Consider the following 25,561-nt stretch of genomic DNA (forward strand, 5'->3'; position numbering starts at 1 on the left):
GCCTGTGGAAATGCGGCAACCTGCGCCGATCGCTCAATTGGTCAACGTGATGCAAGAGACTGATCGCGTGACTGGGGAACTCTTAACCGAGGAAGGGCAACTGTTGTCTGTGACTTCTGACCCCCGCTATTTCTCAACCGTCACGATTGAGCGCCCTGGTGGAGAGCAGGCACGGATCAACCTCAAGTCAGCGACGCGCCGGACTCTAGAGCAGTTGCCTAACATCTTTGTTCAGGGTTCAGTCATGGTCAGGAGGACACAGTGAGACGGTGGATAATGGCAGCGCTGGCAGTGGCTCTGTGCAGTTGTAGCAAGGTTGACCCGTTGCTGAAGGCGGATGCTCAGTCGGTACAGCCGCCCATTCAGTTAGGCGACCAGCAGTCGGTGACAAGCAACGGCGCTCGGTTGCTGCGGCTCAAGCTGACACTCTCCAGCCCGGATGACCTGCGGGTGAAGGAAGGGGATTCGGTGAGCCAGGGGCAGATGCTCAGCGATCGTGTCAATGACCGCACCCGACTAGAGGCACAGCGCAAACAACTCCAGCTACAGATTGACCGACTCAAGCAAGCGGTAACGGGACCGCCCCCCGTGCGATCAATTCCAGAGTTAGCCAGCCTCCCCGCGCCGACCTTCTTTCAGGAAGTGGCAGAGGTGGAACGGGTGAAGCTCAAGGCGGATCAGTCGCAGCGTAACAAGGAACTCCAGCAGCGCAAGTTAGACCTGTTGCAATCGTTCCCTAAGAGTGAACTGCCAGAGGCGACCATTCCCCATGAGCAAGCGGTACTTGACCAACGGCAGCGCGACGTAGACCAGGCAAACTCAGAGGTGGAACTGGCACGGGCAAAGCTGGGAAATGCGCAGAATGACCGTGCCTATCAGGAATATTTGCACTCGTTGGAGCAATCGAAACGGGCGATCGCCATCCAGCAGCAAGAGCTACAGCGACAGGAACAGTTGCAACATCAGCAGGACCAAGAACGCGATCGCTCGTTTAAGCTGGCGCAACTGGAGGCACAAAGGCAGCAGTTGAACGCTCAAATCCTGTCACTGTCGGCAATTCGTTCACCCTACGCCGGAGTGATTCAACGCATCAAATATGAGGGACAAAATGATCAGAGTTTCGTGGTTGAACTTACTCTGGCTGTTAATGCTGTGCAGTCCGGGAGTGGCAGAAGTCAGGAGTCAGGAGCCAGGAGTCAGGAGTCAGGCGATCGCTCCGGTCAAATCGTCTCCCCAAGTCCAGCCGTCTCCGCCAGTTCCAGTCCAGCAGACGGAAACGGAACCCACTGATGAACCGGACGCGCTACAGGGCGAGGCAAACCCCTTGAATCCAGCGGGAGACTCGCTGGATAAGCTGATTCAGATGCGGGTGAATGATGATTTGTGGAAGTCAATGCTGGGTGATTTGCCCTGCCTGGAGGCTTCTGATACGTGTATTGGGCAGTTGCAGACAGCGGCGATCGCCAAGTCTAAAACGCTGCAAGCCATTGACCAGCGGATCGAAGTCATCAACACCAAGATTGAAGAAGCCCGCAAGAACAACCAGAAGACGATCGCGCTGGGCGTGTTTGAGCCATTGGTGCAGAGCTATCTGAAACTGGAAGACGTACCCATACAGCAGGGGCAGCAACCCCGTAAGCGAGGGTTTATTGATCGGGTGTTTGATTTCTTCGTCAAGCCCACAGGTGCGATTAACGAAGTCCTCTCGTTGATTGGCGTGCCGTTGTTTCGCAATGCCATCGGTGGCGATCCAGCAGCGCAGTCCCGGCAGATTGCGATCGCGGACTTGCAGGTGAAGGTAGCAGAAGTGGAGAAGCAACGGGCTGACCTGGCAGACAAAATCCGTGAACAGGTGATGTTGCAGGTGCTGGACTTTGACGTACTGCGGCGAGACTTTCAGGTAGCACAGGAGATCTCAAAGCGCGAGGTGTTGCGCCATCGCTTGATTGAGGTGGATTATCGCTTTGGGCAGGGCGAGACGACGCAGTTTTTGGGCAATTTGAACGCGCTGGACAGGCAGAAGGCAGAGACGTTTAAGACTTGGGCAAGGTTGCGATCGCAGATGGCGCGGATCAAGTTACTGGTGTTGGGTGCGGGGGAGGAATAATTGTTGAATAAAAAGCCTCCATAGGGAGGCTTCGCCGTGGAAAAAAGCAAATACGACCAGTAGAAGGCTCTAACTATTGGAGTAAAGGGATAGCAATTGTCTTCCCTCTGCTTGCGTTTGTCCGCAGCACCTAATTATCAATCACCTCTTTGTTTGGCTGGTGGTGCTTTACGTGGCGGTGCTTTACGTCGTTGCGCCCTTACTGCCTTGTCGAGCCGATTATTGGCTTCACGCTCCATTTCTTCAACGCGACGGTGAAAAGCAGTGGATAATGTACCGCCAACACCTGACGCGACAGCTTGGTTAATCTGTCCTGTTATAAAGAAAAATGTAGCTGAGGCGATGAGTCCTGCTGAGGTTGCGTTAACGCACCAGTAGAGCTGTGAAGCCCACCTTGCTTGCATGAGCCGGAGTCTGTACTGTTCTTGCTTTGGGTTGTAGGTTGCTCGTCGTCTTCTAGGTTGGCTTGAGGTCTTGATTTTTTGAGAAGGCATGATACTGTTAACTCACTAATAATTTAAGTTGTCCTGGTTTGGCGGAGGTAAAATACCGTGAACTGGGGCATTTTACTTTTTTGAAGCCAACAGTGAGTTAGTTTCCTCTCCTTGAAATAATCTCTTAGAGGAAAACCATCCCAGTTATTGGCAAACTACCATAACCCTACAGGTAGGATTAGATGTCATCATCAAGCACTATAGGTAGAGATTGACTGATGGTTGGTGCTATCAAACACTAGAAGCTTCAGCCTGTCAAGCGTACAGACAAAGATCGTATCTATGTACTAAAGAGCTTGACTCCTTTGATTTATCGGTTCAGCTTTAAGTACGCATATACTAAAATCTGCGCTTATTTGCTGTCGTAACCGTTCATGTAGAGAATACGGGATACAGCAGCTCATGGCAGTTTGATTGTTATTTCTTAATCCGTTATATGGGTAGCCACAAAAAAGCCCCCCGATCGGGAGGCTAAGAGGCTCTCAGTAAAGGCGAAACTAGCTGCCCCCATAGGGTTGATACGTCACCCCATTAGAGCAGCGCCAGGGAGTCTTTGTAGACAGTTGACCATAGGTGTAGTCAATCCCATTTACCGTAAAAACAGTCGTGGCGAGGAGTGGTGTAGAGGCACTGCTGCCCATCCGCGCAATGCCACAGGCGTTGGATTTCACCTTCCGAATCACAGCCGCATTGTAGGCAAGCTTGTAGTAGGAGCCTGCCGTCTTGCCGACGATGTGAATTTTGCCGTCTGCCGTTTTGAAGTTGCTGGCGCGAGGCTGTTCCAGGCTGCCATTTACGCACTTGGGCAGAATGTCTGAGCTGAGGGAGGCAGGGTTGACACTGATACCATCGACCTTAAAGGCATTAGACAAGGGAATCGAGCTTGAAGGGGTCAGGTGAACGGTGCCGCAAGCATCGGCTTTGACATCCTTTTGCTTTTCGACCGACCCAAAGGTAACGGCAACTTCAGCATTCGCGCTACCAGGCGCAAGGTAGACATTGCCCTCGGCATCCTTAAAGGGTGCATACTGAGCCGTTTGAGCGGAGGTAGAGAGTTGAGTCAGAGCAGGGGCGATCGCCAACGTTAGACCGAGAACTGCCGCTGCTTTCCTCACAAGAGAGTTGTTCATAGATGAATCGATAGGGGTAAGGTGAGAGTCCCGCATTTGGGAACTCTAAAACCTGTATTCACCAACCCATTTGAGAGACATCGGGGAAGCTACGGAATGAAAGCGAAAGCGCTGTTGAATCTTCTGCCCATTGGAGCGGTCGCGGTTGTTGGTTGGGTCTATGTCTCTTCGCAGTGGCAGCAGTCGCAAGCAAAGCGACCGGGCTATGATGACCCAGCAGCTCCTTCCCCAGTACCGGGACTTGTGCCCAAGCCTCAAAGTGAGCCAGCAGATGTGATTAATGTGCATGATGGTGACACTATCACCGTGATGCAGGGCGGGCAGAAGCTGAAGGTACGGTTGTGTGGGATTGATGCGCCGGAGTTGAGCCAGCCGTTGGGGGTGCAGAGCCGGGACAATCTACGATCGCTGATTGCCAGTGCTGGGAATCAGGTGATTCTGTACATCAGTGACACCGATCGCTATGGGCGCAAGGTGGCTGAACTGTATGTTCCGGCTCACAACCCGCAGCAGCCAGAAGAGGAGAAGCTGTTGAACGACGAACAGTTGGTAGCGGGAATGGCTTACGTGTATACGAAGTATGCTAGTCGGTGCCCGAATGGACGTGGATACGCGCAGATGGAAGCAAAAGCCAAGCAGCAGCGACGGGGTGTGTGGAGTGACCCGACTGCTATGAAGCCTTGGGATTATCGGAAGACACCGCGATAGGTTTTAGGCTGCGAATGAACTCTCGAATGACATCTGTTTGAGAGCGTTGCGTTTCCTCACAGTAGCGCCGCAGGGTTTCCATTTCCGAAATTGGAAGCCGCACGTTTAAATGTTCGATGTTTGTTCGTCCGATCTTGGGCATTCTGTAACTAAGGGTGAGTTACGCTATTGCTAACTATTTTATGGGATTTCAGGCAAAGCCCTTTAAGCAAGTAATACTTTTGCTCTGTTACAGCCTATGAAGCAAGTTGTCATTGAGAATCCGATCATCAACTCTCCGTTCGCAGAACCAGAGCGTCATTTTCGCTTTGATGATGATGGCATTACGAATGAAATTGTTGAGTCCCGACGCATTAGCCATTATTTCGTCCCGATCGCACAGCCCAAGAAGAAGACGCAACAGATAGAGCTAGACCTGAGCGGATGGACGCAGGATCGAGTTAAGCCAAACGACTTCATCAACCGAGTGCGGGAAAAAGTTCGCCAGTGGCGCTGGGGAGGCTACCAGTATGTTACTCCAACAACTAAGAAACTACTTCAGCATTGGATTGACCCAGAGCGCGATCGCAAGTTGTTCTTCTGTCAAATTGAGGCGTTAGAAACGGTCATTTACATCACTGAGGTTGCTAGAAAGCTTGGTGAGAACTGGATTAGCAATGAACTCAAGCAGTTTAGCGAAGATGCTAATCCGTCGCTGTTGCGGATCGCTTGCAAGATGGCGACAGGTAGCGGCAAAACGCTTGTGATGTCGATGCTGATTGCCTGGAATACGTTGAATAAGCTGGCAAACCCTCAGAGCCGGATGTTTAGCGATGCGTTTCTGATTGTTGCTCCTGGCATTACGATTCGCGATCGCTTGCGTGTCCTCAAACCCAACGACCCCGAAAACTACTATCGCAGGCTGGATCTAGTTCCTGCTGACTTGCTGCCAGAGTTGGATAAGGCAAAGATTGTCATCATCAATTACCATTCCTTTCTGTTGCGAGAGCAGGGGGAGAAAGCCAGCAAAACGACCAAGAGCATTTTGACTCAAGGGGGCGAGAGTCCCTTTACAGAAACCCCAGCCCAAATGGTGCGGCGAGTTTGCCGGGAACTGGGCAACAAGCAAAACATCATCGTGATCAACGACGAGGCACACCATTGCTATCGGGGTAAAACGAGTGCGGACAAGCTTAAAGGGGATGAGCGCAAGGAGGCTGAGAAGCGCGATCTAGAAGCGCGAGTTTGGATTTCTGGGATTGAGGCAATCCAGCAAAAGCTAGGCGTAAGAATCGTCTATGACCTCTCTGCGACTCCGTTCTTCCTCAAGGGGTCTGGCTATTCTGAGGGTGAGCTATTTCCGTGGGTGGTGTCTGACTTCTCGCTGATTGATGCGATCGAGAGTGGCATTGTGAAAATTCCCCGTGTGCCCATCGATGACGATAGCCAGAAGGGGACGATGCCTGCTTATCGCAACATTTGGGCGTTGATTCGTGATCATCTCCCCAAGGGCACGAAGGCAGATAAAGAAGCCAGTAAAGCCCCTGGCGGACCAAACTTGCCAATGGAGCTAGAAGGGGCGTTAACCAGCCTTTATGACAATTACAAAAAGGCTTATACCCTTTGGGAGCAAAACGGTGAGGCACAGGCGCAAGGAATCACTACCCCTGTCTTCATCGTGGTTTGTAATAATACAGCCGTCTCTAAACTGGTCTATGACTACATTTGCGGTTGGGAAACGGGCAAGCTCAACCCAGATGGTAGCCCCATTCTGGCACCAGGGAAGCTGGAGCTATTTAACAATGTGGAGCATGGGCAATGGACATCTCGCCCTAGCACCATCTTGGTGGACAGCGAACAGCTTGAGTCTGGCGATGCGATGAGCGCTGACTTTAAGAAAATCGCAGCCCAAGAGATTGAGGAATTTAAGGCAGAGTACCGCGATCGCTACCCTGGTTCTGACCCTGACAAAATCAGCGATGAAGACTTGCTGCGCGAGGTAATGAACACTGTTGGTAAACCTGGCAAGCTAGGAGAGCAAATTAAGTGTGTCGTCTCCGTATCGATGCTAACGGAAGGCTGGGATGCGAACACGGTAACTCATGTGTTGGGTGTGCGGGCGTTCGGTACTCAGTTGCTTTGTGAGCAGGTTGTGGGGCGAGGGTTACGCCGGATTAGTTATGCCCTCACGCAGCATCAGATTGATGTGAATGGTCAAAGAGTCGCCTTTCAAGCCTTTGAGCCGGAGTATGCCGAGGTCTACGGGGTGCCGTTTGCCTTTATCCCCTGCGCGAAGTCGGGCGATGGCGTGAAGGCGAGAAAGATTCCGACTCGTGTACGTTCGATTGAGTCCCGTGCTGCGGATTGCGAGATTCAGTTTCCTAAGCTCTTAGGCTATCGCTACGACATCAGCAGCCAGACGCTGACTCACAAGTTCACTCCCAGTTCTAAACTCACCCTGTCTACTGAAGATCTGCCGATCAAAACGGAGAATGCGCCGATTGTGGGAGCGTCTTCGATTCACTCGTTGGAAGACCTCAAGCAGCGCCGGGAACAGGAAGTGGTGTTTCTGTTGGCAAAGTTAGTGCTAGAAAAATACTTCCGCTGGGATGGAGAGAATCGCCCTGATAAAACCGATGTGCATCAGTTTGATTCGGAGGTGCAGGCGTGGCTCTTCCCTCAGCTATTGCAGATCACGCGAGCTTGGCTGAAGGAGTGCGTTAAGTGTAAAGCTGGCACGTTCAAACAAGAACTGTTACTGATTGAACTCGCACATGAAGCGGCAGACAAAATCTATGGTGCGATCGCCGCATCGGAGGGCAAGAAAACCTTGAAACCTATCCTCAAGCCCAACGACACGATCGGTACTAGCAGCAACGTCGATTTTGACAGCATCAAAGCGGTGTATGCGACCTCTGCTGATAGATGCCATGTCTCCCATGTGGTCTTAGATAGCAACTGGGAAGCGAAGATGGCACAGGTGTTAGAGACAATGCCAGAGGTGGTCTGCTACGTCAAAAATGACCATTTGGGCTTTCATATTCCCTACACCATGAGCGGCGATTCTAAAAATTATGTCCCAGACTTCATTGTGCGGGTGAACGATGGCGACCCTGACGGTTTGCTGAACCTGGTGGTAGAAGTTTCTGGGCAGTCAGAGCGGAAAGACAAACTTACCAAAGCCTTTCATGCCAAGAACTTTTGGGTGCCAGCCGTGAATAATCATGACGGCTTTGGGCGTTGGGGCTATATCGAAATTATCGATCCCTGGAATGCTGAAACGGCGATCCGCGCTGCCTTACAAGACGGGGATTTATAGGAGTTTATTTGTTATGGCGAAGAAAGCTAGCTTGCCAGCTATGTCCATCAACAGCGTCAAGCACAGCGACAAACGCGCTAATATCCCTACCGAAGAGTTGCGTGATTTTGTGGCTGACGACGAGAAGACCCCTAAGACGGTGCTGTATCCCCGTGACCCATCCTTAGACCCCCAGCTCGTCTGGAAGGGCAAGGATGAGCAAGACAATGCTGACTTGGAAGTGCCAGCCGTACCGATCTACATTCAGGAGAAAATTCATCCCCATTCTATTATCGAAAGTTTCCGTAGCTATGCACGGCAAGAGCAGGCTGAGGAGCAGTTAGGGATGTTCAGCAACGATTTTGATGGGCTGGAATTTGACAAGCAGATTGACTTCTATACCCATAAGGACGGGATGAAGTGGGCAAACCGGATGATTCTAGGTGATTCGCTGCTGGTCATGAACTCTCTGGCAGAGAAGGAAGGGCTGAAGGGTAAGGTGCAGATGATTTACCTCGACCCACCCTACGGCATCAAGTTTGGCTCTAACTGGCAGGTTTCGACTCGAAAGCGCGATGTGAAAGATGGCAAGGTTGAAGATGCGACTCGCCAGCCGGAGCAGATTCGAGCCTTCCGCGATACCTGGGAAAAGGGGATTCATTCTTATCTGGCGTACTTGCGCGATCGCTTGGTTGTGGCGCGTGAGCTACTAACAGAAACAGGTAGCGTTTTTGTACAAATTGGCGATGAGAATGTACATCTAGTTCGATGCTTGATGGATGAGATATTTGGGGCAGGCAACTTCTTTGCTCAAATTAACTTCAAAAGCCTTGCTGCACTTGGACAAAGCGGTATAGCAAAAGTTTATGACTATATAATTTGGTACGCAAAAGACATAGAAAAAGTAAAATTTAGACCACTTTGGACAGCGAAGGATATTTCAGATGACAAAGAATATCGATTCATCAATGATGATACCTCTGCTATAGGCTATCGAAAACTTAGCGAGGATGAGTTTTCTAACATTGGTAGCTATAAAGGTGTATTTCGTCGAGGAAAAATGACATCTTCTGGCTTTACACTTAGCTGTATGTTTTCGTTCAATTTGAATGGCGTTGAATGCAACTCTTATGGAAATAAAAGCTGGCGAACTAACCGCTCTGGAATTGAGAATCTAATTAAAGCAAACCGCCTATTTTTGCTCGGTAATAGCCCATATTTGAAACAGTATTACGATGATTTTTCTCTTAACCAGATTGATAATTGTTGGTCTGATCAACCAGCAGCAATGACACGGACATATGTGGTTCAAACAGCCGAGAAATTTATTCAACGCTGCCTTCTCATGACCACTGATCCTGGTGATTTAGCTCTAGATCCTACCTGTGGCAGTGGTACAACTGCCTGTGTTGCCGAGCAATGGGGTAGACGGTGGATAACCATCGACACAAGCCGGGTTGCTCTTGCTCTTACCCGTACTCGCCTGATGTCTACAAAGTTCCCCTATTACTTGCTGGCAGATTCACCAGAGGGGAGATTGAAAGAGCAATCCTTAACAAGCATTTCTAGCGTAACGCCTGTTAACGGTAAAGACATACAAGCGCAGGTTTCGTCTCAAACTAATCTCCCCTGGGAAACGAATACTGGAATTGCAGTTAAGACAGAAGGCGATATCAAAAAAGGATTTGTCAATAAGCGCGTACCCCATGTGACGCTGAAAGCGATCGCCAACAGCCCTGACATCGATACTATCCATACTAAATGGCAGAGACAAATAGAGCCGATTCGCACCCAGCTTAACAGCCTGCTCGGTAAAACCTGGGAGGAATGGGAGATCCCTCGTGAGCTTGAGGCAACCAAAGGGTTCACCCCGACTCTAGAGGCGATCGCTCTACTCGCTCAGTGGTGGGATCTACGAAAACAACGACAGCAGGAAATTGATGCCGCGATCGCGCTCAATGCTGAAACCGAGATTCTGTATGACCAGCCTTATGAAGACAACAAACGCATTCGGGTAACAGGTCCCTTCACCGTTGAAAGCCTCTCACCCCATCGCTTCCTACCTAGTGACGCAGAGCATCCTACCGCTGAAATCGAAGGGCAGCAGCAGGCATCGGATGAGTTTGAGGTTCGCATTATCGAGAACTTGCGGAAGGCTGGAGTGCAAAACACCATCAAGCAAGAGCGTCTGAAGTTTGATCACCTGGAGCCTTACGCTGGACAGTGGCTCAATGCTACAGGTGAGTTCACCGATGCTGAGGGAAAACCCAAGCGAGTGGCTGTATCAATCGGTCCTGAATATGGCACCGTCAGCAGTGAGCAAATTAAGGAAGCTGCAAAAGAAGCTGTAAAGGGTTTGGGCTATGACCTGCTGATCGTTTGTGGGTTTGCCTTTGACCCCAATGTGCAGGAAGAATCTAAACGCTATGGCAAGCTGCCAGTACTTGTGACGCGGATGAACTCTGATTTGCTGCTGGGAGATGACCTGCTGAAAAAAACCGGGGCTGCGAACCTGTTTATGGTATTTGGTGAACCAGATATGGAGGTGCAGCGCCAGGAGGACGGCAAACTTGTTGTGACATTGAACGGTTTGGACATCTATGACCCGACGACAGGTGAGATTCGCAGTAACGCGATCGATGACATCGCCTGCTGGTTCATTGACACCAACTATGACGGCGAGAGCTTCTTTGTGCGTCATGCCTATTTTACAGGAGCCGATCAGCCCTATGAGAAGTTAAAACGAGCCTTGAAAGCAGAAATTGATGAATCGGCATGGTCAGCACTTAATACCAACGTCAGCCGCCCGTTTGATACACCTAAAACAAAGGATGGCAAGCTTGGAAAGATTGCCATTAAGGTAATCAATCACTACGGCGATGAAGTCTTGAAAGTGCATAAGGTTTAGCCAGAAGCTGATGCAGGCAAACGAGCGATCGCAGTTCGCTTGATGGATGGATGCTCTTGGCAATGATGATATCAGCGCAACAGTCAACCTAACTATAAACAAAATGCAAGAGAATTCTATTCCCAAGTACAAAAATCCAATAGCCGAAACTCTGCTTGAAGAGGGGTATGAATTAGAGCGAGACTTTATTGTTGAGTCAACCACCGGACAAATTTTTATTGTAAGTAGCAGCGATCGCTGTGAACAGATCTCTGAGCGAATTCAACAAATCTTTCCTGGCAATACTGGATTTTCGCCAGCTCTCATAGAACTTCATGATGGCAAATGGCGATGTGTTGCTTCTCTTAGCTCATTCGATCCGAATCCTGAACTAGCTGACACCGAGCTTCAGCAATTCCTTGACAACCTTCTCAATCATTCCTAGAAATATGGGTTTTATATTGCCTAGCAGAATTAATGGTGGCTTTCTCCTACTCTGACGGCTTTACCCAAAAGACTGACACAATCATTTCAAAGAAGTGTCTATGACGCTCAGCAATGCTAGTAATTTAGGTGACGTTGACTTCAACCCGGAAGACATCGATCGCGCTAGTCAGGGTCAAATTGTCCCGATCGGCAGTGGTTTACCCTACAACGTCCAAATTCCTACAGGTAAGCTGCTGGATGTCTTGATGGCGCTGGCTCCAGGGACTCAGCGACTCAATGCTAAACAGAGGAAAGACTGTCGCACCAAGTTTCAGCAGAAGCTCTACCCTAAGACCCGTCCAGGCTTCTGTATGAGAATTGCTGAAAATCTCCACTTGGGCTATGCAGGTCAACCAGATGGGCATGGAAAACCGCACCACTGGCGACTTTTCTATGATGATCAGCTTAAGGAACGCATCGAGGCGCTAGTTGATGGGAGACCTCCACTGGAGGCAAATGCAAAAGGCGGCTACCAGATTGAATGGGGTGGCTTGTATCTCCGCTCAGAGGCAGAGCGCAGAATTGCTGAAGCTCTATACCAGCGCGGCATCCTCTTCTTTGCTAACAGTCGGGGGCTTGTCACTTTGGATGGTGCTGCCATCAGCAACACTGAACACAATGGACGAGTAGAAGCAGACTTTCTCGTATTCCATCAAGGTAAGTGTCTCGTGCTGGAAGTGGATGGGCAGCATCACCTTGAGGGTGAGCAGGCAGTCAGAGATTATGCACGCGATCGGATGCTATTACGTGCAGGGTTGCCGACGATCAGGTTTACTGGAAGAAACTGTCTAGAACGTCCTCAAGCGGTTGTGGATGAGTGCCTTTCGATTCTGCAAGCTCAAAAACCTTAATGGTATCGTCGCTGCCTTTTAAACCTCATCATGGCATCGTGTCTAGATTTGCCGCACAAGGCTATACTCCCGGTCGCTTAGGGCATTTAGTCTTCTTGTGAGACTCTATTTTTTTTATTCCAATAGGGCACTTGCAGTATGGGCAAAGCATCTGGTCAGATTTGAGTGTAACTTTGGTGTTAGATTCGTTTTTTAAGGCAACTAAGCTCGGTCTCTTTTGAAATAAAATTAGGTTGCCATCTTTTTCAATCTCTAGAAATTTGTCTGCAACCATGATGTAGCAGATGTTCCGTAAACGCTGAATATAATAGCTTGGCTGATTCCTATCAAGCTGCATATCGATTCCCTGAATGGACTTATAGATTTTTTTACAGTCAAACAGAGAGGGAATGCTTGCAGCAGCCAACTGCCTTCTAACCCGATCTACCTCGCCTTGACTAATCGCCATAAAGTTGCCGCGAATGCCATCTTTCTGGCAGGTGAGGATATAAAAAATGCGTCCTTGTCTAAAAATGAAGTGGGGCTTTCCACCCTTCCCTTCGGTCCAAAACTTAAGATCTTCGTGCTGCAAGGGTAGTGCTGTTTGGTGAGGTTGAAGTGTTAGCAGAAACTGAAAACACTTATATTGAAGCTAATAGCAGTATTCCCTCAATAAAATTATTTTTAACGGAGAACTTGCTGCGTAGGCACTTACAACGCCCATCACTTTGAAAAATGTTTGTCAGGATAAGAAATAGTCAACAGAGTTGCGTATTTGTCCTAAGTCAATCATTAACCGTCAAAACCCCAGCACCGCTACTGCACTCCGTTTATTCTCCTCACTCACCTCTAGATACCGTTGCAGCGCCGCCAGCGACTCATGACCCGATATCTTCTGAATCGTTCGCAGGGGCACCCCTGCCTGTGACATCTGCGTGAGCGCCGTCCGTCTGAAGCTGTGGGTGCTAAAGCCTTTTAAGCCGATATATTCACACGCCTTTCTCAGCGCCAGGTCTGCCGCCTGAGAGGTCATGCAGCTCCCTGCCTTTTTGCCGGGGAACAGATAGCCTTGCTCCGGCAGTTCTGCCACTGCCAGCAGTGCTGCCAGACCAGGGGCGATCGCCACTTCCCGCGTCAGCTTCGTTTTAGTAGTGGCGCGACGAAACACAATGTTCTCTTTACCCACGTCCGATCGCTGCAACTGCAAGGCTTCCGAGATACGACAGCCTGTGTAGTAGCAGATGCCAAACAGCAGTCTGTATTTGGGACTCAGCACCGCAAACAACTCGACGAGCTGGGCACGGGTAAGAATCTCTGCCTGTCCGTTGCGGTGGATCTTCATGCCGAGATACCTTCCTTGGGCGCTACTTGGTCTTAGTTCAGTTTTACCAAGTAAGAAATCCCATATTAGCAAGGCTTTAGCTGACCAGTACGCTTGAATTAAGTGCAGCTTATCAATCAAAAGCCAAAACGCCCGCCCGAAACGCCCATTCTTTCGTTGATTGATAAGCTTTTCTGATCGTCACGTCTGTTTCGGGGTCGGGCATACTGTCATCAGGGTGTCATCAGGAAAGCTGATTCTGTCATCACTTTGTCATCACGTTTTGTCATCACCCGACGATCGCGGTTGTCATCACCCTGACTGACCATTACCCCTCGTTTTGTCATCACACCTGTCATCAAATTATGGCGAAAGGAAATCCCTTACTCTCGGTGCGGCTACCCTCAGACCTGCACGAACGGTTGGAACAAAAAATCGAAGCATCGGGTGAGAGCAAATCAGATATCGCGATCGCGGCTCTGACGGCTTACCTGATACCACCTACCCCAGAAGATGAAGTGGCGCAGTTAAAGCGACGGGTGGATGCCCTGGAGCGACGGATCGGGCTGTAGGGGTGATTGAAGCGAACGTGTCACCAGGTGCAATTAGAACTAATCCGAAGCCGGAAACGGCGTAAATTCGTTAGCTAGTAGAGGCAAGTGAGGGATATGACAAGAATTTTTAGTGCTAAATGGCTACTCTAAAGCCCTCTCCCCGTAGGAGTTTCAGCCTAATTGCACTTCATGACAGCTTCGCTTCAATCACCCCTGTAGTCGCGCTTCAGTCAAGACTCAAAATAAAAACTCCGCGCTGGTCTGCTAGAGGCTGTTGATGCAAATTAGACTTCAAAGTGATGTTATAGAAAGTCCAAAATGACATCACAATGAAATCTTTATGGCATCAATCCGATACTACTCTGCTTCCTCAATCTCCCGATCGAGCTTCTCGTAAAGCGCCTCTAAGATCCACTGATGACGGCTGGGAGCAGGGCGACGGGTAGCAACCGCATCATCAACGCGCTTGAGCAGGTCTACCGGGAGTCTCAATTTCAGCCCTTTAACCTCTCCTTCGCTGGCTTCCTCGATCGCTGGCTTCGTTGTCCCCACCTGGGGCGCTGTCCCACCTTCCTGAATAAAATCATCAACGCTCTTTGCCTTGGGCTTTCGTGCAACTGCCATCTTGACCTCTATCTAGACTCGAAACAAAATCAATAAGGTATCTAAATGATTCTATTATGACATCACTTAGAAATCACTTAAGCATCAAAAAGATATTTGTAGAGCTTTTCCAGTTCCTCAACGGCTTTCTTATCGGGGCGCTTCATTTCCGTTACAGCCAGCCCTTGAGCGGCAGCACTGCGGAAGGCTTTGCGGTTGCCCATTGGTGCATCTATATAGGTGAGGTTGGGAATCTCCAGGGCGATCGCGGCGGCTTCCGCATTGTCTGAACCGATGGAGTCTGCCCGATTGATGACGCAGACTGCCTTGAGTTTGTCGTTAAAGGCGCGGGCTTCCTCGACCAGCTCACCCACAGAATCCAGCGTCCACACGTCAAACGATCCTGGTAGGAAGGGCACGACATAGACATCGGCAACAGACAGCGCCGCCCGTTGTCCAGCGGTATCCCGCCCACCGACATCGATCACCACATCGTCATACTTCCCGACCATCCGCATGACTTCAGACCGAACGTTTGCCCCGTGCAACTTGATGGACGTATAGCCCGCATTGCCCTGGAGTGTTTCATTTCGCACGGCTGTAAAGTCGCTAGCGGTCGCCTGGTCGTCAGCATCCACGAGCAGCACGTCTCTCCCAGCCGCCGATCGCAGGATTGCCATATTGGTCGCCAGTGTGGTCTTACCGACTCCGCCTTTAATGCCCCCGCATACGAGAATCATAATGATGTCTCCGAGATGTCTTTAGGGTGTCTGTACGAAATAACAATAGCATCAGAGTGATGTCATAGTGATGCATTGTGACTGACGCGAGTGCGATCGTGCAGAGGAATTTGTCAGATGGCATGATGAGGGAGGAGACAAAGCGCGAGATTGAACATGGTTTGGAATGTGCAGGTTCTAGAGATCACAGATGAACATGGTCACGGTATTGACAAATATCGGAAAGTTGCTAACTCATCTGATGAAGGTGGGATGCATCCGCTTTGCGAACATCAGCATGACTCCATCGACGAGGCTGATCACTGTCCTGAAGCGTTAGCGAAAACGGTAGAAATTACGGGTGTCCCAGACGGTAGCAACGCCGATCGTGCTGCCCTGCTAGAGGCAGAAGCACAACAACTGCTGGCAGAAGCGGCTCAATTAAAAGAGCAAGATGAAGCTTGACTGTGACTCTCCGTACAGGACTTTGCGGGAGTGATCATCGTTGGCAGTGACCATGCTAGGTTGATCAGCAGTAAACCCTTGACTTGAGGTATGGCGATGCAGCTAAAAGAAGTGGATGGACAGCTTAAAGCCTATAAGACATCCATTGATGTGATTAACGGACTGGATGATTTTAGCGAGTTTCAGGTTTCTTCACGGGTCGCTTATGAGTTGCAGCAGTCCTCAAGTTTTTTGGCTGAAAACCACTGGTACTTAGCGGTGGGGAGCACTGATCCAACCGCTTCTCTACTTGAGTGGGAAATTACCGTCATTGATGATTCTACGCCTGTTCAAGCTCCTATTAAAGGAGTTGTTGATGTTGAGAGCGGGCTTGCAGTGCTTGTGTAAGCGCTAAAGGACATCTTGGTGAGTCTTAATTGGAATCAAAAAGATATGAATTTGATGTCATAAAGACATCTTAGTGATATGCAAATGGCTTAATGCGATCGCTCCTCAGTTGTTCTCTTTTGTGAAGTCAGCGCTCTCGCTCAATTCAGAAAGACTGCCTCAAGGTCACGGTAGCCACTCAGCACCCGGATTACCTGAATACTGTTGGGTTGGGGAAAGTAGAAGACGATGTAATCGCCCACGAAGAAACCTCGCAGCGAGGGCAGGAGGTAGGTATAGGAGTGTCCCATCTCTGGGAAGTCTGCGATTGCCTTAGCCTTTCGCTTGACCTCCGCCAGGAGGCGTTTAGCAGCCGCTGGGTTCTCACGGGCAATGCGGTTAGTAATGTCCTTCAGGTCTTGCTTAGCCTGGACAGCAAAAAAGGAACGGCTCATCGTTGGGCGTGTTCAATCAAGTGAATGTCTTCCTCTAGCTCAGCAAAGACATCATCCGCATCTACTACTTCCCCACGCTCGATCTGCTCAACGCCAACCATGAGTTCTCGACGCAGCGTTTCGAGTTTCATCTGCTGCACGCGATCGCGCTCTTCTAGCAGCCGTAAGCCCTCGCGCACGACCTCACTTGCAGACAGATACCTGCCGCTGTCAACTTTCTCTCGCACGAACTGTTCTAGTTGTGGGGTCAGCGATACGTTCATAACGTGAACCAGCCAGTGAGGATGTCCCTTTATTGTGCGACTGGTGAGAGGGAATGTCAAAGTTTGTTATTAGACTGCTGCGATCGCCGCTTGCTTGTCCGATCGGTCGTTAGTGCTTCATCAGGCAGGGAAAGCCTACTTCTTCTCAGACCCCTCGCAGGGGCGTACCGAAAGGTGATCGAAGAAACCAACGCAGGCGAGTCTATTTTACGCCCTGAATACCCGTGTCAAGGGCTTCGCAAGTCAGGGTCAAGGTGCTTCGCTTTTTTGGTTGTGTGCTTGCTCGTGCCTGCGCCAGCACGTCACCTGCCCCTTGACACTAGCCATTGTCGCTCGAACTAAAGTCAACCGGAAGGCGTGAAGGGAGCGCGTTGCGTTTGGTTTTAGTTTATGCGCTCTGTGCCTTTTGAGTTTGTGTCGGGTTTGGCGGCTGAGTTCGGTGCGGTTGAGTGCTGCTGGCGGGAGAGCGATCGGTCGTTTACTGGGTTTGTGGCTGAGGTGTGGTTTAGCTCCTTGCCTGGTGAGTTCGCGGCTCGGTGGTCGGCGGTGGTTGGTTATGCGGTGCTGGTGCGCTGTGTGTCGGCTGGTCCGGGTCGGTTTGCGGTCTCGGTGCCTGTCACTGTGCCGGGTGGTGCGGTGCGTTTGGGTCCTGTCTTGCGGGGTTCGCGGGTGCGGTTGGTGCGTTAGTGGTGTGGCGCTTGGGTGCTAGTCGCTCAGGCGCTTTTTTTTGACATGGGTAACGTGGCAGGAAAGATAGGCGATCGCTCAGTCTATGGATCGCTGAGAAGCTGCCGCCCGTGCCCTGTAAATGTTTGGTGAATAGCGATCGCCGTCTGTTGGGGAGGCACCGGCTATCGTGATCACTAGCACCGAGCCAGCCAGTTATCACGAGCGGAGTCCTTCTGCCTGCTCTGGCTCCGTGCCCCGGACAGTAACGGCAAGCGATCGGCAACTTCCCACAGAGACACCCTTATATGGATTCTTCCGTAGGGGGATAGTTGAAGATAAGTTTTTGTTCGAGCTTCAATCTACCAGACAGCCAGGGTCGCCCTGGAATCAGAATGCCAGCCGGATAACTCCCTTCTAGCAACTGAGAAATACGGGCACCACCTACCCCTGTTGGTCCGATCGCTTTGTTGATGTCATCGAGCCAACCAGATAGGTCAGTCACTCCTTTAGGTGTGCTGCCAGAGTAGTTCGGAGCCATCGAGGGCTTGATCACAATGCCTTGAGCAAGAAGGTTTTGATCGAAGGCAATTTGCTTCCAGTCCTCAATGTCTTGGGGTGTTCCAAGCGTAGGCTGCTCGTCTCCTGTCGATCGATTGAGTTCAGCTTCGATCGCTCGTCGGCAGACTTCAGACCAGTTTGCTGCAACGTGGCTCATACGTTCCTTCAGATCATCTGTCACATAAATGTTGATACTAGCCATGCTGCTTATGCGTACTCTAGAAAATTGTGTATGTGCATATGCTGGCACACAACTATAGAGATGTCAGTAGCATGACGATCGGCACCATCTGACGGAACTGCCAGAAGTGCTGTTAGTGCTAACGATAAGAGTTTGCTCGTTCGCGTCTCGTTCTCTCCATCAGCAGCGCTTCGCACTATTTCAAGAGAGAACAGCCACTCACAGCCGTATCTGTCAGCGGCAAAGTCTTACGTGGGGTGTCCATCGCAAAGGATTTTAAGGGTTTCTCCATCCGGAGCCTCAAGCCCTCCCCTTTCCCCCACCCACCGCCCCAGACATTAACAGGGGTTGGTTTGCCACTGCTTCGCCGACCCTTCCTCGCGTTTCCCGTCTTGCGATCGGTTCCTGGTTTCCGGTCGGTTGGTTTAGCAGTGGTGGGCAGGGTGCCCTATGAACTCTATTTCCCTGCCCTAGAAGCTTTTCCATCCCATAGCGCTCCGGTCTGGTAGGGTTGCCGCCTCGCCGTCCCCGGTGCCCTTGCGTTTCCCGTCTTGCGATCGGTTCCTGGTTTCCGGTCGGTTGGCTGGTGGCTGGGTTGGTTCTGCCTGCGCCTACTTTGCGGTTGCCTCCGCTGGCAGGTGTCTTGTTTTAGTCCAGGGCGTTATCCCGTCCGGCTCGTCGCTCTCGTTGGGTTGCCCTGGTGTCCGTTGGTGCCCTCGCGTCTGACGGCTCCCCTTCCCCCCTTGCTACTACTATTATAAGCTATTAATAGCTTATAAACAAGCTTTTATAGCTGAATATATTTGAGTAGACTAAGCTAGCTTGATGAATAGATAAGCTATCAATAGCATACAAACAAGCTATAATAAGCATAGTTGAGTTTGGTTGCTGACATGGTTCGGGCAAAGGTTCACGCTCTCAAAGATGGCTACGCTTTTCTCTCGGTGTCGCCGCGTTTGGCATTGATGTACAAGGCTTTGAAACGTCCTGGTAAAGGTGGACGCAGAGACCGTATTCAGTGTGTTTACTTCGGCTTTGACACAGAGGAACGGGCAAACCAGTTTGTTGCTGGCTTGAAGCGTCAGTTTGGCGAAATCCGCGTAGTAGTCAGAGCGCGCGATCGCCTGCCTGAGTCTGCATGGGAAGTGAAGGTGTGGGAGTTTGAAGGGCTTCTCACGTTCGCTTTGCACTGTGCCCAAGCTGCCTAACACAACGAAAACCCCCTGCTGAGTCTTTGGCGAGAGCAGCAGGGGGTTCCACCAAAACTAGATGGAGAGTCAATTTTATGTCACCTCAAGACGAGCTTGCTTTAGTAAACCGCGATCGTCAGCAAGACCAGGCGGCACAAGACCTTTACCTGAATGGCTGCACCGATGCGGACTTTGGGCGGTTGCCGCAGTATGCCGATACTGCATACCTAGATGGGTATGTTGCCACGCTCAAAAGTCTACCAACGGACGACGCGGGTAGAATTCGGCACTATTCGCATCGTCAGCATTTTGCCTATGGCTATGTAGATAGCCCCGACCCTTGCCACTGTGAGGAGTTCTAGACCGCTGGCACCTAGCCGGGAGTGGTGCCCCGGTGCAATCTTATTGAGAACGCATGATGGCAACAGCAACTCTCATCTCTGGCAAGGTTAAATACGCGGCTGGGCACCCCAAACAGACCCAGTATGGTGAGCGGATCAATGTGGTGATTTCCCGGTTGGATGGGGGCGAAGACATCAAGCTTTGGGGCAACCCTGGAGACGCGATCGCCCATCTGCGGAAAGGTGAGGACGTTTCATTGCTGCATGATGGCAAAGGCTACAAGCTGGTTGCCACTGCCCCAACGCAGCCGAACGGTAATGGCAAAGCCCCTCCATCTGCGAAGCCTTCCACACCTGAAACCTGGAGCGAAGACCATCGGGCAATGGTGTTTGATGAATTGAAGCGTCGGGCAGGGGTGCTGACCTGCTGCCATGAGGAGATGAGAAAGCGCTTTCTGCATCCTCAAACGGGAGAACTCATGGTTTCAGAGGAAACCCTACAAAAGTATGCGGTCTCGCTGTTCCTGGACTTGAAGGAGTTGTGGTGATGACGGCAGGCATTTATCTGATCACCAACACGGTGACGGGCGATCGCTATGTCGGTATGTCGAAAGAAATTGAACGGCGCTGGCAAATGCACCGATGGCAATTAGAACGAGGGATTCACAAGAATGAGTTTCTGTTGCAACTGGCTCGGGAGCATGGCGTATCATCCTTCAATTTTGAAATTTTGGAGGTTTACCCACTGGAGGGCAGGTTTAGTTCTGTCAACGGACTTAAGCTCAAACGGATGGAGCGGCATTGGATTGAAAAGCTGAACCCCTCCATCAATGTGAATAAAACTAGCTTAGGGCGGCAAAGGCTACAGGAAGCATGGACAGAGGAACGCCGTCAGCGGATGTCAAAGCTAATGAAGGCGTTTTGGCAGCGACGCAGGGAGAAACCGTGATGCTATCCTTAGCGTGGATGTTAGCTATCAGTAACGTGGCAAGTCAGGAACGAGCAAAGGCGATCGTGAATGCGATCGTGGAGGAAGCCAAGGCTCTGTGGGGAGAAGACTGGTTTCCGGCGTTGGTGCGGAAGTATTGTGAAATCGAGATTGCGGAGGGTGGCGACCCGGCGAAGGTGACTCCCCTGAATCGGCGCAGTCAGATCCTATTTCTAACGGAGGACGCGAAAGCGGATGGGAAGCAGAACCCGAAGCTGGAGACGTTGCTGAAGCTGGCGGATGCGGTGGGAGCAGAGATTCAGCTTGTGTTTACGCGGCAGGAAGTGAGACGGTTTTAGTGAGATAGGATGGGGCGATCGCTGCGGGACTATCACCGAAATCTAAAACTGGGTGTGCCTAGCAGGAAAGATTAGTGTTCAGCTTTTTGCTCGATAGGCTACTTCATGCAGTAGCAGCATAAGGTAGCCCATCCTTCTATCTACCCTACAATCGGCACTCAGTAAGGCTTAGTAGATTGTTTGGTTGTTCTCCGTCAGGCACAGTTTTGAGATATTTATTCCCATAACGACTGACAGCGACTATAACGTCTACGACATGACCAGCTTTTCTAACGAAGAAAGCGGAAGTACCACTTTCAATCTTTTGAATAGCTGTTTGTTGAGTAAGAAGCCAGCGGGAACCGTTGGTATCCTTGCCCCCTACATGCGTAATTCGCTCATGAGGGTTTGGGCGATCGCTCTTGTTGACACAGATGATTTCGTGTTTAGAAGCCATAATTGAGAGAGTGTAAACTGTAGTGTGCGTTGAATGCACAATGAAAAGATAACACGAGTTTTTGTTTCTGCAACAACTAATGACATAAATTGCACACTGTAGTTGGTAAATTGATGTGGAGTTCTAAACTTGCTTCCATGAGAATCATTTATGACACCAGAAGATTTTGGAAAAATAGTTCGAGAGCGGAGAAAGCAGGAAGGTTTAAGCCAAGAAGAATTGGCTGATAGGGTTGGCATCTCTCGCAACTACCTTTCACAAATTGAACGAGTGCAGGCGACAAACCTTTCTTGGCAAGTGATGGAACGCCTTAGTGCGGTGCTGGGACTACAGGCGGATCAAGATACTACTACTCTGCCTCCTGGTTTGCCTGAGTTTGCTGAAGCTGCCAGTCTGCCTCCTGATGACGTTTTGATGTTGGCTCGGCTTAAGTATCGGGGGCAGCAACCTACTACTCCTGAGAAGTGGGAACTGCTCTATAAAGTTATAAAGATGGCTGTTGAGGACTGATCCGTGAGCGAGGTTGACCCACCACAGCCTTATAGAAACCCAGGACGAGATTTTTTGCTCCAAAATGGGTTGCTGAGAACTGAAAAGGATATTTATCGATATGTTGAATTTTTGCGCCAACAATCTGGACTAAGTGATGCTCCTCCAATTGACCTATCAAGAATTTATAGATGCTTTGGCATTCCCACACCTCGACGTGCCCCACTAGAGGAACAGCAGGGCATCTTATTGGATAGTGAAACGGGAAAAATTTTGATTAAAGAGGATGATCCCATCGGTCGTCAGCGATTCACTGAGGGACATGAATTGTTGGAGTTGTTGTTTGCTGCTCAGGATAGTCTAGGTGGAGTAAACTCAATCCCTGTTTCGATGGAACGGGAGAAGGAGCGACTCTGTGACCGAGGATCGGCAGAGTTGCTAATGCCTACCTCCTCATTTAGACCTATGTTGAATGATTTAGGAATTTCCTTCAGCACGGGACAGACTCTTGCGACCTTATATCAAACATCTCTACTAGCAACGCTGCTGCAAATGCTCCGACTAGAACAAGGAGATTGCGCTTTGGTGGTCTGGCACTTTGCATTTAAACCCAGCGAAGTTAAGAATTCTGGTCATTCAGAAGCGTTTCTACAGAAGAAACCGAGAGTGTTGTGGAGTATGTCAACCGAAACCTGGACGGGAGGTTATATTCCCAAGAGCAAATCAGTTTCATTTGACTCGTTGTTGTTCCAAACATACGACATTGGACATCCTCACAGTGGAGCAGAGATAATTAACCTGGGTCAAAGGTCAATCTCCTGCTTAGTGGAAGCGATGCGAGTTCAAATGGGGGATGATAACTGTGTAATGTCTTTACTTCACATGCTGCATGAATAGCATCTGGAGTTTGAACCGCTATGTGTCTACGGTCGAGAAGGCGATCGCTGATCCATTGAGCGTGAAGGTTGAGACGCTGGAGTGGGTGAAGCAGGCGATGGGGATTGAGACGCACTACTCGATCGTGGAGCGGCGGGACGTGTCGCTGGGGTAGAGCAAGTCTCTCCAATTTTCATTATCTCTTCTGATTTATAGTATATTTGTACTAAAATAAGATCGGCTAAATGTGATGCAAGATCATCCTGTAACACTTACTAGCCAGGAGTGAGGTGTGTCAGTTCGATATGAAGTTCCAATCATTCGAGAACAAGATAACCAAGCCGTTACAGCCTGGTTGGTGACGCTGGGTGAAAAACACCTGGATGATTTTGAAGTGTTTTGGAAAGGGCGATTACGGCGCTCGGAGCAAGAGGATCAATTCTGGGATTGGGAACTAAAGAATCGGGTGTATCTTTCTAGTGCCAACTATGAGGGGTACGCCGTTGAACATGAGCAGATTACGCAAGGGTTAATGTTGATCGAAACGCGGGGACATCGATCGCAGTTTGAGCAACATCGACGACTGGTCTATGTTCATTCGTTAGCATCTGCTCCGTGGAACCGCCCGAGTCTCCAAAATCCAGTTGAGTTTCGAGCAATCGGGCGTACACTACTACAATTTGCACAGTTTCGGAGTGAAGCATTAGGCTATGACGGGTTGGTTGGACTGCACGCATTACCAGGGGCGGAGGGCTTCTATCGCAAGATGGGCATGATTGACTGTGGTGCGGATGAAGCGAAGGAGAACCTGACGTATTTTGAGTGGTATCGCCGCCGTCCCTCATTGTTGGATGAGTTGGATCTTTAAGCCGGACTGTGACGCTAGCAAGTTGCCTGGGGGAAACAATGGAGTTCAAAATTACCGAGGAAGAAGCACGGGAATTTGCTCAGTTAGAGGAAGCTGCGGGGTGTGATATTGGCGCAGGTTTTGACTGGGGAACAAGCCTTGGGACGTTTTTAGCCAGTGCTAACAGCTATGTAGACCATGAAAAGCTGGTGGAGTTGTTACGCGATCGCCTGGGAACTGTGTTATCACAGGAGGAAATTGAGGACGCTGCCCGTAGTTTTCAAGTGCAGTTGCACGATCGCGTCGTTGAGAAATACCAGGCTCCCAAATCGGCTTGAAATAAACAAGGACATGGCATCGGAATCTCAAGCAGACTTGAACAAATCAGTACCCCTGAGTCAAGGGCTGGCAAAGCGTCGTTCCAATCAATCAGCCAGTCAGCCACTAGCTAATGTCGGCGAGGATCGACTCCGAGAGATTTTGGGAGAAGTCATTGATCAGCGAGTTTCAGAAAAGATTGTTCGGTTAGAAACGAGCATCAATCGCATGGTTGATCACTTTGAAGCAGTGCGGCGCGGAGAAGCAGAAGATTCGGCGCTGAGAGTGACAACCGACATGAGTGCGGCGGATATAGCGTTGGCTGGAATCCATCTGCCAGCCGAAGAGTTCTACCCTCATACAACTGAAATGCTGGCGGATCAGTTAAGTATCAAACTTCATATCGTTCAAAAACTGATCAAGCAGCTTGAGTTAAAAGGGAATTTGGAATACCATCGGGCTATCAAAACGGGCAAGAGCGAAAAGAGCCAGGTACAAAAGTATTCTGACGCTGCGTTGCAACGACTCAAGGATTCTCTGAAAGTGTCTAGCTCAGTTGATTGAAGGCTTCTGTTGCCAGATCGATCGCTGACCCGTTGAGCGTGAAAGTGGAGACGCTGGAATGGGTGAAGCAGGCGATGGGGATTGAGACGCACTACTCGATCATGGAGCGGCGAGAAGTTTCGTTGAGTTAAATTTGAAAACTTCTACTTATTAATCGTGGGGATGATTCGTAAAGCGACTTTACTGCTTTCGTGTGTTGCGCTTACAACCCTATATATGACAAGCCCCCACTGAGTTCTCACCTCAACGGGGGGACAAGCCAAAACGAAAGTACTGTTCTTTCAGAAAGATATATTGTTACGGCTTGGCTCTAATGTCAATTGATTGTGAAGATTCCGTAAAGCTAAAACGCCTGTACACATCAGAACCTCGTTAGGTTAACAGAAACTTGATACAGCTTTCATACCGTTTTTATAAAGTTTCAGTGTAAACGGAGCATCACGTATGTTTTATCAAGAATTCTTTGGTAGGCTATTGCAGATCGAAAAAGACTCTAATTACCTGTCTTCTAGATCGGTTTCTGACAGCAGGTTCTCACCCTGTTGCTGGGGACAAGCCAGAACGAAAGTACTGTTCTTTTTCGGTGAGGTTTGCCCCTTCAGGCACGTTTCCATAACGTGCATCTGCGTTCTCGGAACGTAAACCTTACTGGGTGAAATATGACTCCCAACGAAGATGCCCGCGCATTTCGGGCTGAAGTTCCTGTTAGTCCGAGCACCCCGCTTGGTCTAACCGAAACTACGATCGCCAAACTAGCGGAGTACGGAGGTTTCATTGCTTCTGTACTGGCGCTCTGCCTATTTTTCTGGGTGCTGACCCAGTTTGTGAAGGAGGTTAAGGAAGACTAACTTTGACCCGTGCTGTGGGTCTGGCGAGATTCCCCTGTCAATAAAAAGCAGGGGAACCTCCTTCTCTATCATCACCCTCCCCTCTCTCAGTTCCCTCTATGCGGTACGTCCACCTGAACAGGCACGTAGAGCGCTAACCCTTCCTCGCCTGCTGTAACTGGCTGCACATCCTTATCAATGCCACCAACCAGTTCCAGCACAACTGTCGATATCAGAATTAACGTGCTGATTGTGAGCCGACCCGCGATCGCTCGTAGCACTTCACCTAATGCAGACTCATCCATCCCGTTAA

At 50.1% G+C, this 25,561-nt stretch carries 36 protein-coding genes; 25 read left to right on the forward strand and 11 right to left on the reverse strand.

Going from position 1 to position 25,561, the window contains the following annotated elements; genetic code table 11:
- Together AC5JLP_RS28285 and AC5JLP_RS28290 are read left to right on the forward strand one after the other, a co-directional pair.
- Positions 1-265, forward strand: a 265-nt coding sequence (locus tag AC5JLP_RS28285; protein ID WP_496071186.1) for a hypothetical protein, incomplete at its 5' end; no start/stop codon positions are given.
- Positions 262-1,290 (forward strand): HlyD family secretion protein, encoded by a 1,029-nt coding sequence (locus tag AC5JLP_RS28290; RefSeq protein WP_496071187.1) that lies wholly within the window; start codon positions 262-264, stop codon positions 1,288-1,290. The genes AC5JLP_RS28285 and AC5JLP_RS28290, both read left to right, overlap by 4 nt.
- Before the next feature lie 954 nt (positions 1,291-2,244).
- Here the strand turns inward: AC5JLP_RS28290 and AC5JLP_RS28295 are convergent.
- Entirely contained in the window at positions 2,245-2,601 is a 357-nt protein-coding gene (locus AC5JLP_RS28295) for a hypothetical protein (protein ID WP_496071188.1), read from the reverse strand.
- Positions 2,602-3,098: 497 nt separating this feature from the next.
- Positions 3,099-3,731, reverse strand: a complete 633-nt coding sequence (locus AC5JLP_RS28300; RefSeq protein ID WP_496071189.1) for a hypothetical protein — start codon at positions 3,729-3,731, stop codon at positions 3,099-3,101.
- A gap of 96 nt (positions 3,732-3,827) precedes the next feature.
- Here AC5JLP_RS28300 and AC5JLP_RS28305 point away from each other — a divergent pair, with 96 nt between their 5' ends.
- The 5 genes from AC5JLP_RS28305 (at position 3,828) to AC5JLP_RS28325 (ending at position 11,940) form a co-directional block, all read left to right on the forward strand.
- On the forward strand, positions 3,828-4,439 hold the full coding sequence (locus AC5JLP_RS28305) for a thermonuclease family protein (protein ID WP_496071190.1): 612 nt from the start codon (positions 3,828-3,830) through the stop codon (positions 4,437-4,439).
- Positions 4,440-4,677: 238 nt separating this feature from the next.
- Positions 4,678-7,737 (forward strand): BPTD_3080 family restriction endonuclease, encoded by a 3,060-nt coding sequence (locus AC5JLP_RS28310; protein ID WP_496071191.1) that lies wholly within the window; start codon positions 4,678-4,680, stop codon positions 7,735-7,737.
- 13 nt (positions 7,738-7,750) lie between these two features.
- Positions 7,751-10,624, forward strand: a complete 2,874-nt coding sequence (locus AC5JLP_RS28315) for a site-specific DNA-methyltransferase (RefSeq protein WP_496071192.1) — start codon at positions 7,751-7,753, stop codon at positions 10,622-10,624.
- A 46-nt stretch (positions 10,625-10,670) separates the two neighbouring features.
- Positions 10,671-11,048, forward strand: coding sequence for a hypothetical protein (locus AC5JLP_RS28320; RefSeq protein ID WP_496071193.1), 378 nt, complete (start codon positions 10,671-10,673; stop codon positions 11,046-11,048).
- A 100-nt stretch (positions 11,049-11,148) separates the two neighbouring features.
- Positions 11,149-11,940: an endonuclease domain-containing protein gene (locus tag AC5JLP_RS28325; RefSeq protein ID WP_496071194.1), complete on the forward strand. Its 792-nt coding sequence runs from the start codon at positions 11,149-11,151 to the stop codon at positions 11,938-11,940.
- Positions 11,941-12,001: 61 nt separating this feature from the next.
- Here AC5JLP_RS28325 and AC5JLP_RS28330 read toward each other — a convergent pair whose 3' ends face one another.
- Complete coding sequence (locus AC5JLP_RS28330; RefSeq protein WP_496071195.1) at positions 12,002-12,511, reverse strand: hypothetical protein; 510 nt, start codon at positions 12,509-12,511, stop codon at positions 12,002-12,004.
- 207 nt (positions 12,512-12,718) lie between these two features.
- Positions 12,719-13,261 carry a tyrosine-type recombinase/integrase gene (locus AC5JLP_RS28335; RefSeq protein ID WP_496071196.1) on the reverse strand — a complete coding sequence of 181 codons (543 nt, stop codon included), beginning with the start codon at positions 13,259-13,261 and terminating at the stop codon, positions 12,719-12,721.
- Positions 13,262-13,605: 344 nt separating this feature from the next.
- Between AC5JLP_RS28335 and AC5JLP_RS28340 the strand changes: the two genes are divergently transcribed.
- Positions 13,606-13,812 carry a hypothetical protein gene (locus AC5JLP_RS28340; RefSeq protein WP_496071197.1) on the forward strand — a complete coding sequence of 69 codons (207 nt, stop codon included), beginning with the start codon at positions 13,606-13,608 and terminating at the stop codon, positions 13,810-13,812.
- 339 nt (positions 13,813-14,151) lie between these two features.
- On the opposite strand, the gene AC5JLP_RS28345 is transcribed toward AC5JLP_RS28340, so the two are convergent.
- Both AC5JLP_RS28345 and AC5JLP_RS28350 read right to left on the reverse strand, forming a co-directional pair.
- Entirely contained in the window at positions 14,152-14,418 is a 267-nt protein-coding gene (locus AC5JLP_RS28345) for a hypothetical protein (RefSeq protein WP_496071198.1), read from the reverse strand.
- Positions 14,419-14,495: 77 nt separating this feature from the next.
- Positions 14,496-15,137: a nucleotide-binding protein gene (locus tag AC5JLP_RS28350; RefSeq protein ID WP_496071199.1), complete on the reverse strand. Its 642-nt coding sequence runs from the start codon at positions 15,135-15,137 to the stop codon at positions 14,496-14,498.
- Positions 15,138-15,293: 156 nt separating this feature from the next.
- Here AC5JLP_RS28350 and AC5JLP_RS28355 point away from each other — a divergent pair, with 156 nt between their 5' ends.
- Complete coding sequence (locus tag AC5JLP_RS28355; protein WP_496071200.1) at positions 15,294-15,581, forward strand: hypothetical protein; 288 nt, start codon at positions 15,294-15,296, stop codon at positions 15,579-15,581.
- 96 nt (positions 15,582-15,677) lie between these two features.
- The gene (locus AC5JLP_RS28360; protein WP_496071201.1) at positions 15,678-15,968 is read left to right on the forward strand and encodes a hypothetical protein; all 291 of its coding nucleotides are present in this window, start codon (positions 15,678-15,680) and stop codon (positions 15,966-15,968) included.
- 140 nt (positions 15,969-16,108) lie between these two features.
- Here the strand turns inward: AC5JLP_RS28360 and AC5JLP_RS28365 are convergent, their stop codons facing one another.
- Together AC5JLP_RS28365 and AC5JLP_RS28370 are read right to left on the reverse strand one after the other, a co-directional pair.
- Complete coding sequence (locus AC5JLP_RS28365; protein ID WP_496071202.1) at positions 16,109-16,402, reverse strand: type II toxin-antitoxin system RelE/ParE family toxin; 294 nt, start codon at positions 16,400-16,402, stop codon at positions 16,109-16,111.
- Complete coding sequence (locus AC5JLP_RS28370) at positions 16,399-16,665, reverse strand: type II toxin-antitoxin system ParD family antitoxin (protein ID WP_496071203.1); 267 nt, start codon at positions 16,663-16,665, stop codon at positions 16,399-16,401. The genes AC5JLP_RS28365 and AC5JLP_RS28370 overlap by 4 nt, the downstream gene beginning before the upstream one ends.
- Before the next feature lie 390 nt (positions 16,666-17,055).
- On the opposite strand from AC5JLP_RS28370, the gene AC5JLP_RS28375 reads away from it, so the two are divergent.
- The gene (locus AC5JLP_RS28375) at positions 17,056-17,352 is read left to right on the forward strand and encodes a hypothetical protein (RefSeq protein WP_496071204.1); all 297 of its coding nucleotides are present in this window, start codon (positions 17,056-17,058) and stop codon (positions 17,350-17,352) included.
- 283 nt (positions 17,353-17,635) lie between these two features.
- Here AC5JLP_RS28375 and AC5JLP_RS28380 read toward each other — a convergent pair whose 3' ends face one another.
- The gene (locus tag AC5JLP_RS28380; RefSeq protein WP_496071205.1) at positions 17,636-18,094 is read right to left on the reverse strand and encodes an AF_0619 family ribbon-helix-helix protein; all 459 of its coding nucleotides are present in this window, start codon (positions 18,092-18,094) and stop codon (positions 17,636-17,638) included.
- 236 nt (positions 18,095-18,330) lie between these two features.
- On the opposite strand from AC5JLP_RS28380, the gene AC5JLP_RS28385 reads away from it, so the two are divergent.
- The 6 genes from AC5JLP_RS28385 to AC5JLP_RS28410 all read left to right on the forward strand — a co-directional run bounded on the left by AC5JLP_RS28385 (position 18,331) and on the right by AC5JLP_RS28410 (position 20,891).
- On the forward strand, positions 18,331-18,582 hold the full coding sequence (locus tag AC5JLP_RS28385; RefSeq protein WP_496071206.1) for a hypothetical protein: 252 nt from the start codon (positions 18,331-18,333) through the stop codon (positions 18,580-18,582).
- A 384-nt stretch (positions 18,583-18,966) separates the two neighbouring features.
- Positions 18,967-19,281: a hypothetical protein gene (locus AC5JLP_RS28390; protein WP_496071207.1), complete on the forward strand. Its 315-nt coding sequence runs from the start codon at positions 18,967-18,969 to the stop codon at positions 19,279-19,281.
- A 77-nt stretch (positions 19,282-19,358) separates the two neighbouring features.
- A complete protein-coding gene (locus AC5JLP_RS28395; protein ID WP_496071208.1) occupies positions 19,359-19,625 on the forward strand; it encodes a hypothetical protein in 267 nt (88 codons plus the stop codon).
- Positions 19,626-19,678: 53 nt separating this feature from the next.
- Entirely contained in the window at positions 19,679-20,152 is a 474-nt protein-coding gene (locus tag AC5JLP_RS28400) for a hypothetical protein (protein WP_496071209.1), read from the forward strand.
- Positions 20,152-20,553, forward strand: a complete 402-nt coding sequence (locus tag AC5JLP_RS28405) for a GIY-YIG nuclease family protein (RefSeq protein ID WP_496071210.1) — start codon at positions 20,152-20,154, stop codon at positions 20,551-20,553. Before AC5JLP_RS28400 ends, AC5JLP_RS28405 begins: the two co-directional genes overlap by 1 nt.
- Positions 20,553-20,891 carry a hypothetical protein gene (locus tag AC5JLP_RS28410; protein WP_496071211.1) on the forward strand — a complete coding sequence of 113 codons (339 nt, stop codon included), beginning with the start codon at positions 20,553-20,555 and terminating at the stop codon, positions 20,889-20,891. Before AC5JLP_RS28405 ends, AC5JLP_RS28410 begins: the two co-directional genes overlap by 1 nt.
- 145 nt (positions 20,892-21,036) lie before the next feature.
- Here the strand turns inward: AC5JLP_RS28410 and AC5JLP_RS28415 are convergent, their stop codons facing one another.
- Complete coding sequence (locus tag AC5JLP_RS28415; protein WP_496071212.1) at positions 21,037-21,327, reverse strand: DUF3892 domain-containing protein; 291 nt, start codon at positions 21,325-21,327, stop codon at positions 21,037-21,039.
- A 150-nt stretch (positions 21,328-21,477) separates the two neighbouring features.
- Here AC5JLP_RS28415 and AC5JLP_RS28420 point away from each other — a divergent pair, with 150 nt between their 5' ends.
- From AC5JLP_RS28420 to AC5JLP_RS28455, 8 genes are all read left to right on the forward strand, one after another.
- Positions 21,478-21,837, forward strand: coding sequence for a helix-turn-helix domain-containing protein (locus AC5JLP_RS28420; protein ID WP_496071213.1), 360 nt, complete (start codon positions 21,478-21,480; stop codon positions 21,835-21,837).
- Positions 21,838-21,891: 54 nt separating this feature from the next.
- On the forward strand, positions 21,892-22,713 hold the full coding sequence (locus AC5JLP_RS28425; RefSeq protein ID WP_496071214.1) for an ImmA/IrrE family metallo-endopeptidase: 822 nt from the start codon (positions 21,892-21,894) through the stop codon (positions 22,711-22,713).
- Complete coding sequence (locus tag AC5JLP_RS28430; protein ID WP_496071215.1) at positions 22,706-22,867, forward strand: hypothetical protein; 162 nt, start codon at positions 22,706-22,708, stop codon at positions 22,865-22,867. Before AC5JLP_RS28425 ends, AC5JLP_RS28430 begins: the two co-directional genes overlap by 8 nt.
- 117 nt (positions 22,868-22,984) lie before the next feature.
- Positions 22,985-23,560: a hypothetical protein gene (locus AC5JLP_RS28435; protein WP_496071216.1), complete on the forward strand. Its 576-nt coding sequence runs from the start codon at positions 22,985-22,987 to the stop codon at positions 23,558-23,560.
- A 38-nt stretch (positions 23,561-23,598) separates the two neighbouring features.
- The gene (locus AC5JLP_RS28440; RefSeq protein WP_496071217.1) at positions 23,599-23,877 is read left to right on the forward strand and encodes a hypothetical protein; all 279 of its coding nucleotides are present in this window, start codon (positions 23,599-23,601) and stop codon (positions 23,875-23,877) included.
- A 13-nt stretch (positions 23,878-23,890) separates the two neighbouring features.
- Positions 23,891-24,421, forward strand: coding sequence for a hypothetical protein (locus AC5JLP_RS28445; RefSeq protein WP_496071218.1), 531 nt, complete (start codon positions 23,891-23,893; stop codon positions 24,419-24,421).
- The gene (locus tag AC5JLP_RS28450; RefSeq protein WP_496071219.1) at positions 24,418-24,552 is read left to right on the forward strand and encodes a hypothetical protein; all 135 of its coding nucleotides are present in this window, start codon (positions 24,418-24,420) and stop codon (positions 24,550-24,552) included. Before AC5JLP_RS28445 ends, AC5JLP_RS28450 begins: the two co-directional genes overlap by 4 nt.
- Before the next feature lie 528 nt (positions 24,553-25,080).
- Positions 25,081-25,269: a hypothetical protein gene (locus AC5JLP_RS28455; RefSeq protein WP_496071220.1), complete on the forward strand. Its 189-nt coding sequence runs from the start codon at positions 25,081-25,083 to the stop codon at positions 25,267-25,269.
- Between the two features lie 86 nt (positions 25,270-25,355).
- Here AC5JLP_RS28455 and AC5JLP_RS28460 read toward each other — a convergent pair.
- A partial coding sequence (locus tag AC5JLP_RS28460; protein WP_496071221.1) for a hypothetical protein occupies positions 25,356-25,561 on the reverse strand: 206 nt, incomplete at its 5' end.

This window comes from Stenomitos rutilans (assembly GCF_059505485.1).